The following is a 14,018-nucleotide window of genomic DNA, read 5'->3' on the forward strand; positions in this document are numbered from 1 at the left end:
CGGCTACATAGTTCGCCCGACGCGGCCGATGCCGGCGGCGCCTAACGTCGTCCGTCCAGACCCCTCGAGCCAGGAGTTCCCCATGACCACCGACAGTGCACCCCGACTGATCGACACCGTCGTGATCGGCGCGGGCCAGGCGGGTCTGTCCGCCGGCTACCACCTCGCCCGGCGCGGCCGCTCTTTCCTGATCGTCGACGCGAACCGGCGGATCGGCGACAACTGGCGCAGCCACTGGGATTCGCTGCGCCTGTACAGCCCCGCCGGATACGACGGCCTGCCCGGCATGCCGTTCCCCGGCGATCCGCACCGGTTCCCGACGAAGGACGACGTCGCAAACTATCTCGAGGCATACGCCGCGCGGTTCGATCTCCCCGTCGCGGGCGGCACCCGGGTGCGTCGGCTCTCACGCGACGGCGACCGCTTCCTCCTCGACTGCGGCGAGATGCGGATCGAGGCCGGCAACGTCGTCGTCGCGACCGGCACGTTCGGCCGCACCCCGAGCATCCCGGAATTCGCAGCGGAGCTGGACCCGCGGATCGTGCAGCTGCACTCGAGCGAGTACCGCAATCCGACACAGCTGAACGACGGGCCGGTGCTCGTGGTGGGCGCCTCCCACTCCGGCGGCGACCTCGCCTACGAGGTGGCGACGTCCCATCCGACGATCCTGTGCGGCCGCGACACCGGGCAGCTCCCGGTGCGGATCGAGAGCCGCCGGATGCGGGTGCTCTTCCCCGTCCTGTGGTTCGTGTGGGGCCACGTGCTCTCCGTACGCACCCCGCTCGGCCGGAAGGTGCGTGAACACGAACGCCGGCACGGCGCACCGCTGTTGCGGGTCAAGCGGGAGGATCTCGCCGAGCTCGGCGTCGAACGGATCACCGAACGGGTCACCGGGGTCGTCGACGGCCGTCCGGTCCTCGCCGGCGGGCGCGTCCTCGACGTGACGAACGTGTTGTGGTGCACCGGTTTCCGCCAGGTCTACGACTGGATCGACCTGCCGGTGCTCGGCCCGGACGGCTGGCCGCTCGAGGACCACGGGGTGGTGACCGACATCCCCGGCCTGTACTTCACCGGGCTGTGCTTCCAGTCGTCGTTCCGCTCGATGCTCGTGGGCGGGGCCGGCGCGGACGCCGGGCACGTCGTCCGGCACCTGGTCGAGCACCGCGCGCCCGTCGCCGCTGGGGTTCCGACCCGACTCGGCGCTCCGGCGCACGGCCGTTCATACGGCTCGTCGGGGACCTACGCTACGTCCAGCCGGCGAGTGTCTCGGCTGCTGCCCGGTAGTCGATCGTCCCGGTAGAGACGGCGATCACCAGGTCGTACGCGTCGTCATCCGGCGCGTCGAGATCGAGCCCGTTGAGGCCGTAGAAGACGAACACCGCCATCCACGAGAGCCGCGTGTTGCCGTCGACCAGAGGATGGTTCCGCGCGATCGATTCGAGCAGCACCGCGGCCTTCTCGTGGATCGACGGATAGGCATCACGCCCGAAAAGCGAGGAGCGAGGTCGGTGCGCAGCCGAATCCAGGAGACCGAGATCGCGAATGTGCGGCACTCCCAGATCCTCCGCAAGCGCGAGCAGATCCTCGAGTTCCAGGTACTCGACGTTCACTGAGCCAATCGGTCGAGCAGCGCAGCGTATCGCTCCCGGCCGTCACGGGACAACGCCTGCACCCGCGTGTCCCGCACGCGCCGCGCCGCCGCCTCCGTGATGGCACGCACCGTCGCCTCGTGCTTACTCACACCGTCGGCCTCCGCCAACAGCGCAAGTGCTCGCTCCTGCTCTTCGGTCAACCGGAGTGTCATGGCCATGAGTCCGATGCTACCACTTTGGTATCACCGGACGGCCCGAGGGCCCGGCAGCTGCCGGCGCAGGCCGCTGGCTCGCAGCACCCGCCGCTCGACCCCGGCGCGGACGGCTTCCTCGGTGCCGATCAGGCGCACGTGACCGCGCGCCCGGGTGATCGCGGTGTACAGCAATTCGCGGGTCAGCAGCGAGGATTCGGGTGGGGGCAGGATTACCGAGACCGTGCCGTACTGGCTGCCCTGGCTGCGGTGGATGGTCATCGCGTACACGGTCTGCACGGCCGACAGCTGGCTCGGGTGGAGCCGGAACGGCTCCCTGCCGCGCGCGAATGCCGCGACGGGTTCGCCGGCGGCGTCGACGACCACGACGCCGGTGTCGCCGTTGTAGATGCGGGTCTCGTGGTCGTTGGCGGTGACGAGCAGCGGCTGACCCGGGTACCAGCGCTCGGCGTCGAGCCGCCGGCCGGTGTCGGTGGCGATCCACTCCATCGCCCGCCGCGCCCACCACTGCACCCCGTACGGTCCCTCGCGGTGCGCGCACAGCAGGCGGTGCGTCTCGAACTGCTCGAGCGCAGTCCCGGCGTCGCCCGCGACGGCGGCGGCGGTGACGGTCGCGGCGGTGGTGACGACGTCGTGCCGCAGGGCCTCCAGGTCGTTCGGGGCGTGGAAGGACACCTCGGTGCCACCGCCCCCGAGAATCCGCATCACCGCGTCGGCGTCGCCCTCCCGCACGGCGACGGCCAGGTGTGCGATGTCTCCACCGAACCGCCGGCCGCGGCTGAGCCGGATCACGCCGCCGCGCAGCCGGTTCCGTTCCCCCGGCGAGAGCGCCGCCTCGGCGGGGTCGTCGCCGGCGTCGAGGTCGGGTCCGACGACGCGGCCGAGAACGGGGTTTCCCGCGGCGGTGACGGGACGGGCGACGAGGTCGGCCAGGACGGCGCCGGCGTCGACGGAGGTCAGCTGGTCGGGGTCGCCCACCAGGATCAGGCGGGTGCCGGGGCGGACGGCCTCGAGCAGCCGGCACATCATGGTCAGCGACACCATCGACGTCTCGTCGACGACCACGACGTCGTAGGGCAGGTGGTTGCCGGCGTGGTAGCGATACCGGGTGCGGCCGCGCTGCCAGCCGAGCATGCGGTGCAGGGTCATCGCGGACAGGTCGGCGCGCAGGCCCAGCGGCTCGGCCTGCTCGCGGACGGATTCCTGCAGCCGGGCCGCGGCCTTGCCGGTGGGCGCGGCCAATCCGATGCGCAGGGCGGGGCCGTGCAGCGTGGTCAGGAGCGCCAGGATCCGGGCGACGGTGTGGGTCTTGCCGGTGCCCGGCCCGCCGGCGATGACCGTGGTCCACCCGGTGGCGGCCAGCGCCGCGGCGATGCGCTGCCGATCCGGTGCGGCGGCCGGGCGGCCGGGGTCGCGCTGGTCCCGGAACAGCTCCCGCAGCCCCCGCTCGAGCGTCTGCTCGTCGACGACGGGATGACCGAGCCCGCGGGCGTCGAGGATCTGCCGGACTGTCTCTTCCTGACGGAAGTAGCGCTCGAGGTACAGCAGCGGACCGTCGGCGGTGTCCACCAGGCGCAGCGGGCGCAGCGGGCCGCGGTCGCCGCCGACGACGAGCGGACTGCGGCGCAACCCGGCGACGACGGCGTCGTCGTCCGGCCACGGCAGCGCCGCGAGATCCACCTCTGCGGCCTCGTCGACGGTGACCTCCCGCAACCGGGTCAGGTCCAGGCACACCGAACCGGCACGCACGGCGCGCACGGCCAACGCGGTCGCGAGGTGCACGTCCTCGGCGGTCTCCCCGGACAGCTGGGCCAGCCGCAGCGCGACGTGCACGTCGGCGGCCGCGAGCACCCCGGCCTCGTTGAAGACCCGCAGGGCCCCCTTGCCACGCTGGGCCACCTGGGCGTTCGTCACGGGACCTCCTTGCCTGCCAGCAGGTCGGACAGTTCGGCGACGAGGGCGGGCGGCGGCGCCCAGTCGAACACGCCGCAGCCCGCGGGGGTGTCCGGGCCGACCATGCCGCGCACGAACAGGTACTGCACGCCGCCGAGGTGCACGGCCGGGTCGTACCCGGGCAGCCGCCACCGCAGATACCGGTGCAGGGCAACGGCATACAGCAGCGCCTGCATCGGGTAGTGGGCGCGCAGCATCTCCTCGGCCATCCGGTCCCGGGTGTAGTGGGCGGTGGTGAGCTCCTCCGGCCCGAGCCGGTTCGTCTTGTAGTCGACGATCACGAATCGCGGCTCGGTGCCGTGGATCCGCAGGACCGAATCGATGCTGCCGGTGAGGTAGCCGCGCAGCGGGGTCGGCTCGAGGATGCCCACGAGATCGGCGTAGGACGCGAACGGGTCGCCGGCGGGCAGGTGGGCACGCAGCAGCCGGGCGACACCGTCGAGGGTGACGGTGGTGGCGACGGGGTCGTCACCCCCGGCGAGGGGCAGCTCGAAGTCGAGTTCGGCGAGCCGGTCGGCGGGAGCGATGTCGGCGAGCGTGCCCGCGCCCCCGGCGAGCGGGGTGCGCAGGACCGGCAGCAGGGCCTCGGCCAGCTCCTCGGGGTCGACGTCGGAGAATTGTTCGGCGACGGTGTCGCGGCAACAGCGCAGCAGTTCCGCCCCGAGGTCGGCGGCCGCGGTGTCGACGACCTCGAGCACCGCGTGCACGAGGGTGCCGAACACGGCCCCGCCGGGCAGCGGGTTCATCGGGGACGCGATGCCGTCGTCCGCCGCGTCGGCCGGCAGCAGCGGGGGTTCCTCGGGTTCGTCGGTCTTCGCGGGCTGTTCGGCCTCGGCGCCCGCGCCGGGCCCCTCGTGGGCAGCGGCGGTGAGGGCGGTGTAGGAGGTGCGCCGCCAGGCGTCGTCGAGCTCGCGGTCGAAGCGGGCGGCCTCGAGTTCCACGACGGTCTCGTGCGGCCGCACCCACGTGACGGCGGGGATCGGCGCCGATCCGACGGCCTCGACGGACGCCGTGCCTGCGGCCCGGCCGGCCCACCCGGTCAGCTGCTGCGCCACGATCGGGTCCTCGGGCACGCGCGCCTTGTGGGCGATCTCGGAGGTGCCCGGCACGCGGCCGAAGAGCATGCGGTGCAGCGGGGCACCGGAGGTGCTGTACCCCGGAGCCCACCACAGCACCAGGTGACAGCGGGCGCGGGTCAGCGCGACGTAGAGCAGGCGCAGTTCCTCGCCGGCCACCTCCTCGTCGTGGCGCCGGCGGCGCTCGCCGTAGCCCGCGCTGCCCTCGCCGCCGACGTCGAGGACGCGGCGGCCGTCGTCGTCGTGGAGCAGGAGCCGGTCGGGTTTCGACCGGACGCCCGACTCCCACGCGAACGGCACGTACACGACGGGGAATTCGAGGCCCTTGCTGGCGTGGACGGTGAGCACCTGCACCGCGGCGGCGTCGCTGTCGAGGCGGCGGCTGCGGTCGGCGCGGGCCGTGCCCGCCTCGGCGATCCGTTCCGTCAGCCAGCGGGTCAGCGCCGTGACACCCAGCGCCTCGGCCGACGCGGTCTCGTCGAGCAGTTGCGCGAGGTGCCGCAGATCGGTCAGTTCCCGCTCGCCGCCCGGCCATCCCAGCAGCCGCGGTTCGAGGTCGCAGAACGCGGCGAGGCGCTCGAAGAGCGCGGCGAAGCCGGACCGCTCGAACACGACGTCCAGTTCGCGCAGCAGGGTGCCGATCGCGGCGACGAGTTCGTCGCCCCGGGTATCGACGTCCTCGGCGGTGCGGCCCATCAGCGAGGTCAGAGCGGCCAACCGCACCCGGTCGGGGCGGTGCGGCTGTTCGAGCGCCTGCAGCACCCGCAGCCATTCCCGCGCGGCCGGGGTCGCGAAGACACTCGTCCCGCCGGCCAGCACGGCCGGGATCCCGGCACCGGTGAGCGCCCCGTGGACGAGGGCGACCTGCGCATTGGTGCGCACCAGGACCGCGACGTCGCCGGGTTCGACGGGCCGGCGGCCGGCCCCGAGGTCGACGGTGACGTCGCCACCGAGCAGGGCCGCGACGTCGGCCGCGACATCGCGTGCCACCCGTTCCTGCAGCGCCTGGGCCTTCGGGAAACCGGAGGCGCCGCACGGGCCGGCCCCGGTCCGCGGCAGGTGCCGCAGCCGCAGCGGCGCTGCCCCGGCGATCCGGGACGCCGGCTGCGCCGCCTCCACCGGGTGCGCGACGATCCGCGGATCACCCAGGGCCGCACCGCCGTACAGATGGTCGAGGGCGGCGAGCAGGTTCCCGTCGCTGCGCCAGTTGCAGACGAGTTCCTGGTGGCCGTCGGCGAACTCCATCGCGCCGAGGTAGCTCAGCACCTCGGCGCCGCGGAACGCGTAGATGGCCTGCTTCGGGTCGCCGACGAGGACGAGGGTCGTGCGGCGGTGGAACGCGCTGCGCAGGATCTCCCACTGCAGCGGGTCGGTGTCCTGGAACTCGTCGACGAGCACGACGCGGAAGCGGGAGCCGATGCGGCGGCACGCGACCTCGCCGTGCTCCGGGTCGGTCAGCACCGCGTGCAGCAGCGCGAGCTGGTCGTCGTAGTCCCGCAGGCCCGCGAGGCGCTTGCGCCGGTCGACCTCGGCCCGCACGGCCCGGGCGAACTCGACGCGTTCCCCGGCGGGCGTGCCGTCGGCGCCCTCGGGGGCGAGGGCGGCCTGGGGGTCGAAGACCGCGGCGCGCGCGGCCTCCGCGGCCTCGGCATGCGAGATCGGTGCCCTGTCCGCCCGCCCGTACCGGCGCAGGTACAGGTCCGCGATGACCTCGATGGTCAGGTCGTCGACGTCCTCGACGAGCACCGCGTCGGTGTCCCGCTCGCCGGCGGTACCGAGCTCGTCGAGCATGCGCTGGCAGAATCCGTGCGTGGTGGCGATGGTGGCGGCGTCGAAGTCGGACAGGGCCCGCAGCAGCCGGCGCCGGTGCGTGGCCACGTCGCCGCCGGCGAGGTGCCGGATCAGCTCGTCGGGGTGGTGCCGCGCGGCCTCCGGGTCGGCCAGCGCCCGCGCGACGCCGGCGAACCGGTCCCGGGTGCGTTCGCGCAGTTCCTGCGTCGCGGCGCGGCTGAACGTCACCAGCAGCAGCTGCGACAGCTCCGCCGCCCCCTCGGCGACGAACCGGGTGGCCAGGCCGACGATGGCGTAGGTCTTGCCGGTTCCCGCGCTGGCCTCGAGCACGGTGGTGCCCGTCGGGAGCGCCCCGAGCAGGTCGAACTTCGACACGGTTCGGGTCACGGACGCCCCTGGATCTCGTTGGACAGCAACGGCTCCCACAGGCGCCGCGCGAGGGCGCCGAACCGGGTGGGCTCGCCGTGCCACGCCTGCTCGTCGTCGCGGGCGGCGACGGCGGTCAGGTCCCGCAGCGTCACGCCGGAGCCGTACAGGTAGGCGATGTGCCGGTCGGTGCGTTCGCCGTAGGTGGAGCCGAACTCCTGGGCGGCGGCGTCGACGCCCATCTCGACGGAGTCGCCGCGGTGTCGCCGCTCGGCGTACTCGGCGGCGGCGGCGGTGGCCGTCGGCAGCGGCTCGTGCAGCCCGCGGTCGCGCAGGTCCACGAGCCGGGCGAGCTGCTCGAGCGCGTCGGCGGGGGCGTTGATCGTGGACCGCCAGGCCGGGGTGCTGCGGAACCGGCCGCGGCCGGTGGTGATCGCCTGCCACTGCCCCGGCCGGTCCGACGCGGCGACGGCGAGCAGGTGCACCCAGGCGGTGAGGCGGTGCTTCGGCGCCAGCCGGGAGAAGGTGCTGCGGGCGACGACGGTGCCGTGGACCCCGCCGACCGTGCCGGTCAGCCGCCGGCCGTCGCCGAGGTCGACGTTCACGTCGACGGTGTCGGCCGGTCCCGTGTAGATCGGCCGGCACACCGCCACCAGGGCGTCCACGGTGCCGGCGACGTCGTCGAGCGCGAGCTCGCCGAGCCGGTACGGCGGCAGTGTCCCGCGCCGCCATTCGGCGGCCCGGAAGTCCGCGGGGTCCGTGCCGGCGAGCAGCGCCTCGAGCATGCGGTCGCCGAGGTCCCACCGGGCGAGCGGGTCGAGCCCGATGTCGAGGGCGTCCGCGATGTCCTCGTCCCGGTCGGGCACCCGCACCCCGAGCCGCTGCCGCAGGAACGCCTGGGTGGGGTGGGTGACGAACGCGACGAGGTCGGCGAGGTCGACGTCGGTGCGCGCGACGGGCGCGAGCGGACGGTGCAGCAGCCCGGGCCGGTGCCTCGCCGGATGCTGCGCGGCGCGCGCCCCGGCGAGTGCGGCCCGGTCGAAGCTCAGCGGGCGGCCGGGCCGGAAGTTGCGCGGATCGAACGGCTGCAGCGGATGCCGGGTGACGACCTCGGCCATGCCCTCGGGTCCGACCATCGTCTCGACCACGTCGCGCAGCTCGCTGAGCGGGATCGCCGGGGGCCGGCGGGCGCCGGTGACCGGGTCCGCACCGGTGTAGAACAGCAGTAGCGTCTCCCCCGCCGACATGACGGCGTCGAGCAGCAACTGCCGGTCCTCGCTGCGCGGATCACGTTCTCCCAGACAGGGGTTCAATGCCAGCACGTCGTCACCGTCGATGTGCGCGGCGCGGGGGAAGACCTCGTCGTCGAGGCCGAGCAGGACCACGACCCGGTGCGGCACCGACCGCATCGGCACCATCGTGCACACGGTCAGTTCACCGGTGCGGAAGTTCGCGCGCGTCGGCCGCCCCGCGAGCCGGGCCGCCAGCATGGCCCGCACGTCGGCGAGCCGCAGCGGCGCCGGCCCGGCGTGCTCGACGGCGGCCGCGAGTTCGCGGTGCGCCTGGGCGAGCTGCCAGGCGTCGGCGGGCTCGACGTCGGTCAGCAGGTCCAGTGCGCGGGCGAGGGCGGCGGCCCACTGCGCGGCCGGTTGCGGACCGCGCAGGCCGTGCAGCGCCACCGTCAGCCGGTCGATGTACTCGGCGAACCGTCCGGTCAGGTCGATGTCGTTGCTCTCGACGTCGTCGAGCGGGAGGGTGAGCCCGAGCCACTCGCTCTGCGACTCGTCGGCGGCCGCACCGAGCAGGATCCGGTCCAGTGCCGTGCCGAAGGTGTTCTGCGGGAAGTCCCCGAGCCCGAAGGCGTTTCGCTGTCCCTTGCCGATGCCCCATCGGGCGCCGGCGGCGGCGGTCCACTCCTGCAGCCGTTCGAGGTCGTCGTCGACGAGGCCGAACCGCCGGCGCACCGGCGCGGCGGCGGCGAGGTCGAGGACCTCGCTGGCGGTCACCCGCGCGTCGGCGAGGTCCACGAGCGTCGACACGACCGCCAGCACCGGGTTGGTGCGGCGCAGGCCCCGATCGGCCAGACGCACCCGCAACCGGTGCCCGGGGTGTCCGGAAGCGTCGCGCTGGGCGAGGGCGCCCTGACCGAAGGCGGCCTGCACGAGCGGCGCGTAGGTCTCCACGTCCGGGCACATGACGACCACGTCGCGCGGTTCGAGACCCGGATCGTCCGCGAACAGGTGCAGCAGGCACTCGCGCAGCACCTCGACCTGCCGGGCCGGGCCGTGACAGGCGTGGATGCGGATCGTGCCGTCGGCGACCGCGGAGCGGGCCGGGGGCCGGTCGGCGCGGAGGTCGTCCTGCAGCCGGCCGAGGAGGGTGTCGGGGCCGGGCCGGCCGGTGTGGTGCACGTCGGCGACTCCGGGGCCGGCCAGGTGCGCGCGCAGTTCGCGCACGTCACGGGCCAGGCTCGCCAGGAGGGGGTGTTGCACCGCGAGGGCGCTGCGGTCGTCGGCGCGCCGGCGCACCGGCTCCGCGGCCGCCTGCCCCTCCCACATGGCCGGGCTGGGGTGCGGAATCCACAGGTGCACATCGCGGTTCGCGGCGATCGCGGACAGCACGGCGCACTGGGCGACGGTGAGCCGGGTGGGTCCGAACAGCGACAGCCGCGACGGCCAGTCCACGAGCGCGGGCTCGGCGCGCAACCGCGCGCAGGCGGCGGTGAGCCGCTCGGCGGGACTGTCGTCGCCGATGCGCTCGCGCAGCCGCCGCCACAGCCGTGCCTGCCACCCGAGGTGGTCGGCGAGGCCGTGGCCGGTGCCGTCCGTGTCGCGTCCGGCGGCCCAGTCGACGAGCATCTCCGGGCGCTGCGTGGAGTAGCTGCGGAACAGGCCGGCCAGGTGGGCGGCGGTGGCGTAGCGACGGCCGGCGCGGTGATCGACGCCGTCGCGGCCGAGATGCCGGGCGAGGACGGTGCACCACGATTCGTCGAGGCAGTCGTCGACGACGTCGAGCAGCGTCCACAGCATCCGGTCGGGATGCCACGGGTCGTCCTCCGCAGCCCGGCCGGTGGCGGCGGCCAGTGCCTCGTCCACCAACCGTGCCGGCGACGGGTGGTCGATGTTGGCGGCGACGCCGTCGCCGCAGGTGCCCCCGAGCACCGTCGACAGCCGCTGGGTCAGCCACCGCTCGACCCCCTTGGCGGGGACGGCGACGAGCTCGCGGGCGAACGGGTCGGCGAGGGGCACGGCGAGCAGGTCGGCGAGGGCGGCCGCCAGGGTGTCGGCGCGCTCGGCGCGGTGCAGCGTCAGCACGCAGGTCCCCTCGTCGCTCGGTGTGTTCCGGTCCTCCACCGGCTTATCACACCGCGGTGACAGGGCTCGCCGCCGCGGCGGTGCAGCAGGCGCGGCGCGGGCGGTCGCGGCAGGTCAGCGCGACAGCCACGCCGCGATCGCGATCCGATCGTTCTCGACGATCTGCAGGACCATCCCGTGCACCATCGACTCGATCCGGCCCCCGAGGAGCGGGACCCGGACCACGACCTGCCCCTGTACGTCGATGAACGTGCCGCCGGTCTCGCTCACCCGCAGCCGCGAGCGTCCCTCGAGGGCGACGGGCAGGCCGGTGGCGCCTCCGGACATCCGCCCCTCGGCGGCCTCGCCCATCAGCGGACCCCATTCGTCCGTGCGCTCGATGACCAGCGGGCCGCGCAGCATCCCGCGCACGATCGACGGCAGCTCCGAGGGTTCGGACCGGTCCGTGACGGTCACGCGCAGGGTGCCCGGACCGTGCGGTTCCTCGACCACCGCGGTGGCGCTCGCCCGGTCCGCCACCCGGTCGAGCCAGTACCGCTCGTCGATCAGGGCCGCGTGCACGTCCCGGACGTGGTGGTCCAGCTCGGTGGTGAAGGCGAAGGACTTCGGCATGAGCTGCACATTATCGGCCCGCCCGGACCGTTGACAGGGCTCCGCCCCGATGCAACACTGAACCTAATGGTTCAGTATTCGAGTCTCGATGCCACGTTCGCGGCGTTGTCGGACCCCACCCGGCGCGGGATCCTCCAGGACCTGCGTGCCGGACCGGCCTCGATCAGCGACCTGGCCGCCCGGTACCGGATGACGCCGACCGGGATCACCAAACACGTCCGGCTACTCGAGGAGGCAGGTCTCGTCGTCACCGAGAAGAAGGGCCGGGTGCGCTACTGCCGGCTCGGCACCAACCCGCTCGAGCGGGAGGCGGACTGGATCCGCAACCACCAGCAGATGATCGAGGGCCGCATGGACCGCCTCGCGGAGTTCCTCGACCGAACGAAAGGAACGTCATGACCACCACGAATCCCTCTGCTCCGCTTGCCGTTACGACGCCCAGCGAGCGCGAGATCCGGGTCGAGCGCGTCTTCGACGCCGACCGCGACCGCGTGTGGGCCGCCTACACCGAGCCCGAACTGCTCGCCCAGTGGTGGGGCCGGGGCAACCGGCTCGACGTGGAACGCTACGAGTTCGAACGGGGTGGACACTGGCGGTTCGTCGAGCACAGCGACGGCGAAACCCACGGGTTCGAAGGGCGATTCCGGGAGATCACGCCCAAGGACCGCATTGTGCAGTCCTTCGAATGGGACGGGATGCCGGCATACGTCGCCATCGACACCGCGACGTTCGAGGACCTCGGCGACGGCCGCACCCGCGTGGTCACCGTCTCGCAGTTCCACACGCCCGAGGAACGCGACGGCATGCTGAACTCCGGCATGGCCGAGGGTCTCGGCCAGAGCTACGACGCGCTGGACGCGCTGCTCGCCCGGATGTGACCGCCGTCCGGGCTCAGCGTCTCCCCGCGGTGCGGGGCTCAGCGCCTCCCGGCGGTGCGGGGCTCAGCGCCTCCCCGCGGTGCGGGGCTCAGCGCCTCCCCGCGGTGCGGGGCTCAGCGCCTCCCCGCGGTGCGGGGCTCAGCGACCGGAGGCGGTGTCGCCCTCCTCGTCGACCTCGTCGGACCCCGTGTCGACGAGGTCGGCGAACGCCGTGCCCGACACCGTCCCCCCGGTCCCGGGCAGCGTCACCGTCGGCCGGGCCCCCGGCTCGTACCGGCGCTGCATCTCCTCCGCCTGTTCCTTCGCGCGGCGCTTCGTGTCCTCGTCGATGTTCTCCAGCGGATCCTCGGGCCTGTGCTCGGTACTCAACGGTTTCGCTCCGATCCCCTCGCGGTGCACCTGGCCGCCGGTCGCCCGGCACCCCTCACGATCCTCCGCATCGGCGCCCGGCACCACCCCCGCCGACGAATCGGCCGAGCCGGGCCGCGGAGACCCCGCGGACCAGTAGGCTCGTGCGCATGGCTGTATCGCCGATCCGAACCCCGAGGTAGGTGGCGCCATGGCGAAGCTCATCCTGGGCCCGGTCCTTCGGCACGTCGGTCGCAGCGACGCCACCGTGTGGGTGGAGACGTCGGACCCGTGCACCGTCGAGATTCTCGGCCACCGGGAGCGCACCTGGACCGTGGCCGGCCACCACTACGCACTGGTGGTGATCGAGGACCTCGAGCCCGGCTCGACCACTCCGTACGAGGTCCGCCTCGACGGCGATCCGGTCTGGCCGCACCCCGACTTCCCCGCGTCCGTCGTCCGCACCCTCAGCGACGACGGGCCGCTCGAACTGGCCTTCGGTTCGTGCCGGTTCGCCACCACGTCCGCCACCGAGAACCACGACAAGCTCGGCGCCGACGCCCTCGACGCATACGCGCAGCGCATGATGACCCGGACCCCGGACCGGTGGCCCGACGCGCTGCTGCTCCTCGGCGACCAGGTCTACGCCGACGAACTGTCCGAACAGACCCTCGCGCGGGTCCGCGAACACCACGACCTCGACGAGCCTCCCGGCCCGCAGGTCCGCAACTACGAGGAGTACACCTGGCTCTACGCCGAGTCGTGGTCCGATCCGCACGTGCGGTGGCTGCTGTCCACCGTCCCCACGTCGATGATCTTCGACGACCACGACGTGCACGACGACTGGAACACCTCGCAGTCCTGGCGCGACGAGGTCGAGGCCACCTCGTGGTGGGAGGAACGCATCGTCGGCGGGCTGGCGTCGTACTGGGTGTACCAGCACCTCGGCAACCTCGACCCCGTCCAACTGGCGGAGAACGCGCTGTACCAGCGCGTCCGGAAGGCAGACGGGGACGCCGAGCCGCTGCTGCGCGAGTTCGCGTCGGCCGCGGACGAGGAGGCCGACGGCGCGAAGGGCGCCCAGTGGTCCTACCGGCGCGACCTCGGGAGGGTGCGACTGCTCGTGATCGACTCGCGGTGCGGGCGGGTCCTGTCCGGCGGCCGGCGGGAGATGGTCTCGGACCCGGAGTTCTCCTGGATCGAGCGGCAGACCCAGGGCGACTACGACCACCTGCTCGTCGGGACGTCGCTGCCGTGGCTGCTGCCGCGGGCGCTGCACGACCTCGAATCCTGGGACGAGCGGCTCGCCGCCGGGGTGCGCGGGAATCGGGTCGCCCGCTGGGCGGAGACCGTCCGTCGCGGCGCGGATCTCGAGCACTGGGCGGCGTTCCGCGACTCGTTCGACCGGCTCGCCCGGCTCTTCGCCGACATCGGCCGGGGCCGTTGCACCGAACCGTCCGGCCGTCCCCCCGCGACGATCTGCGTGCTCTCGGGCGACGTGCACCACGCCTACGTCGCGCAGGCGCGGTTCCCGGATCCGATGCCGACCCGCGTGTACCAGCTGACCTGCTCGCCGCTGCACAACTACGTGCCCGCCGCGGTCCGGGCGGTGTTCCGCATCTCCTGGAGCCGGGCGATGGAACGGACCGTGCGCTTCGCGCTCGGGCGCGTGTCGGAGGTGCCGCCGGTGCCGATCGAGTGGACCAAGGCGACGGGACCGTTCTTCGGCAATCAGATCGCGACGCTGCGCCTGGCCGGCCGCGCCGCGCATCTGGTGCTGGAACGGGCCGGCCGGGTCCCGCACGGTCCCATCGGCTTCACCACCACCGCCGACCTCGTGCTGTCGACGCCGGACGAGACCACGTGACCCTGCGGA

At 73.5% G+C, this 14,018-nt stretch carries 11 protein-coding genes; 4 read left to right on the top strand and 7 right to left on the bottom strand.

The window, feature by feature from the left end:
• The first annotated feature begins 82 nt into the window (after positions 1–82).
• Positions 83–1,300 (top strand): flavin-containing monooxygenase, encoded by a 1,218-nt coding sequence (locus A4U64_RS16600; RefSeq protein WP_065922841.1) that lies wholly within the window; start codon positions 83–85, stop codon positions 1,298–1,300.
• On the opposite strand, the gene A4U64_RS16605 is transcribed toward A4U64_RS16600, so the two are convergent.
• The 6 genes from A4U64_RS16605 to A4U64_RS16630 form a co-directional block, all read right to left on the bottom strand.
• The gene (locus A4U64_RS16605) at positions 1,245–1,610 is read right to left on the bottom strand and encodes a type II toxin-antitoxin system death-on-curing family toxin (RefSeq protein WP_065922842.1); all 366 of its coding nucleotides are present in this window, start codon (positions 1,608–1,610) and stop codon (positions 1,245–1,247) included. The two genes, A4U64_RS16600 and A4U64_RS16605, sit on opposite strands and share 56 nt — an antisense overlap.
• On the bottom strand, positions 1,607–1,810 hold the full coding sequence (locus tag A4U64_RS16610) for a hypothetical protein (protein ID WP_006948033.1): 204 nt from the start codon (positions 1,808–1,810) through the stop codon (positions 1,607–1,609). Before A4U64_RS16610 ends, A4U64_RS16605 begins: the two co-directional genes overlap by 4 nt.
• A 24-nt stretch (positions 1,811–1,834) precedes the next feature.
• Entirely contained in the window at positions 1,835–3,718 is a 1,884-nt protein-coding gene (gene recD, locus A4U64_RS16615; RefSeq protein ID WP_065922843.1) for an exodeoxyribonuclease V subunit alpha, read from the bottom strand.
• On the bottom strand, positions 3,715–7,011 hold the full coding sequence (locus A4U64_RS16620; protein WP_185713699.1) for a UvrD-helicase domain-containing protein: 3,297 nt from the start codon (positions 7,009–7,011) through the stop codon (positions 3,715–3,717). Before A4U64_RS16620 ends, recD begins: the two co-directional genes overlap by 4 nt.
• Positions 7,008–10,304 (bottom strand): exodeoxyribonuclease V subunit gamma, encoded by a 3,297-nt coding sequence (gene recC / locus A4U64_RS16625; RefSeq protein WP_029542272.1) that lies wholly within the window; start codon positions 10,302–10,304, stop codon positions 7,008–7,010. The genes A4U64_RS16620 and recC overlap by 4 nt, the downstream gene beginning before the upstream one ends.
• Positions 10,305–10,418: 114 nt before the next feature.
• Entirely contained in the window at positions 10,419–10,916 is a 498-nt protein-coding gene (locus tag A4U64_RS16630) for a DUF2505 domain-containing protein (protein ID WP_006948023.1), read from the bottom strand.
• A 66-nt stretch (positions 10,917–10,982) separates the two neighbouring features.
• On the opposite strand from A4U64_RS16630, the gene A4U64_RS16635 reads away from it, so the two are divergent.
• Together A4U64_RS16635 and A4U64_RS16640 are read left to right on the top strand one after the other, a co-directional pair.
• Positions 10,983–11,315 (top strand): ArsR/SmtB family transcription factor, encoded by a 333-nt coding sequence (locus A4U64_RS16635; protein ID WP_043799194.1) that lies wholly within the window; start codon positions 10,983–10,985, stop codon positions 11,313–11,315.
• A complete protein-coding gene (locus A4U64_RS16640; protein WP_050034837.1) occupies positions 11,312–11,794 on the top strand; it encodes an SRPBCC family protein in 483 nt (160 codons plus the stop codon). Before A4U64_RS16635 ends, A4U64_RS16640 begins: the two co-directional genes overlap by 4 nt.
• Positions 11,795–11,932: 138 nt before the next feature.
• Here A4U64_RS16640 and A4U64_RS16645 read toward each other — a convergent pair whose 3' ends face one another.
• Complete coding sequence (locus A4U64_RS16645; protein ID WP_260502470.1) at positions 11,933–12,133, bottom strand: hypothetical protein; 201 nt, start codon at positions 12,131–12,133, stop codon at positions 11,933–11,935.
• Positions 12,134–12,353: 220 nt separating this feature from the next.
• Here A4U64_RS16645 and A4U64_RS16650 point away from each other — a divergent pair, with 220 nt between their 5' ends.
• The gene (locus tag A4U64_RS16650; RefSeq protein ID WP_065922845.1) at positions 12,354–14,009 is read left to right on the top strand and encodes an alkaline phosphatase D family protein; all 1,656 of its coding nucleotides are present in this window, start codon (positions 12,354–12,356) and stop codon (positions 14,007–14,009) included.
• The last annotated feature ends 9 nt before the right edge of the window (positions 14,010–14,018 follow it).

Origin of the sequence: Rhodococcus sp. WB1 (assembly GCF_001700945.1) — a bacterium.
In the GTDB taxonomy this organism is placed as follows: domain Bacteria; phylum Actinomycetota; class Actinomycetes; order Mycobacteriales; family Mycobacteriaceae; genus Rhodococcus; species Rhodococcus aetherivorans.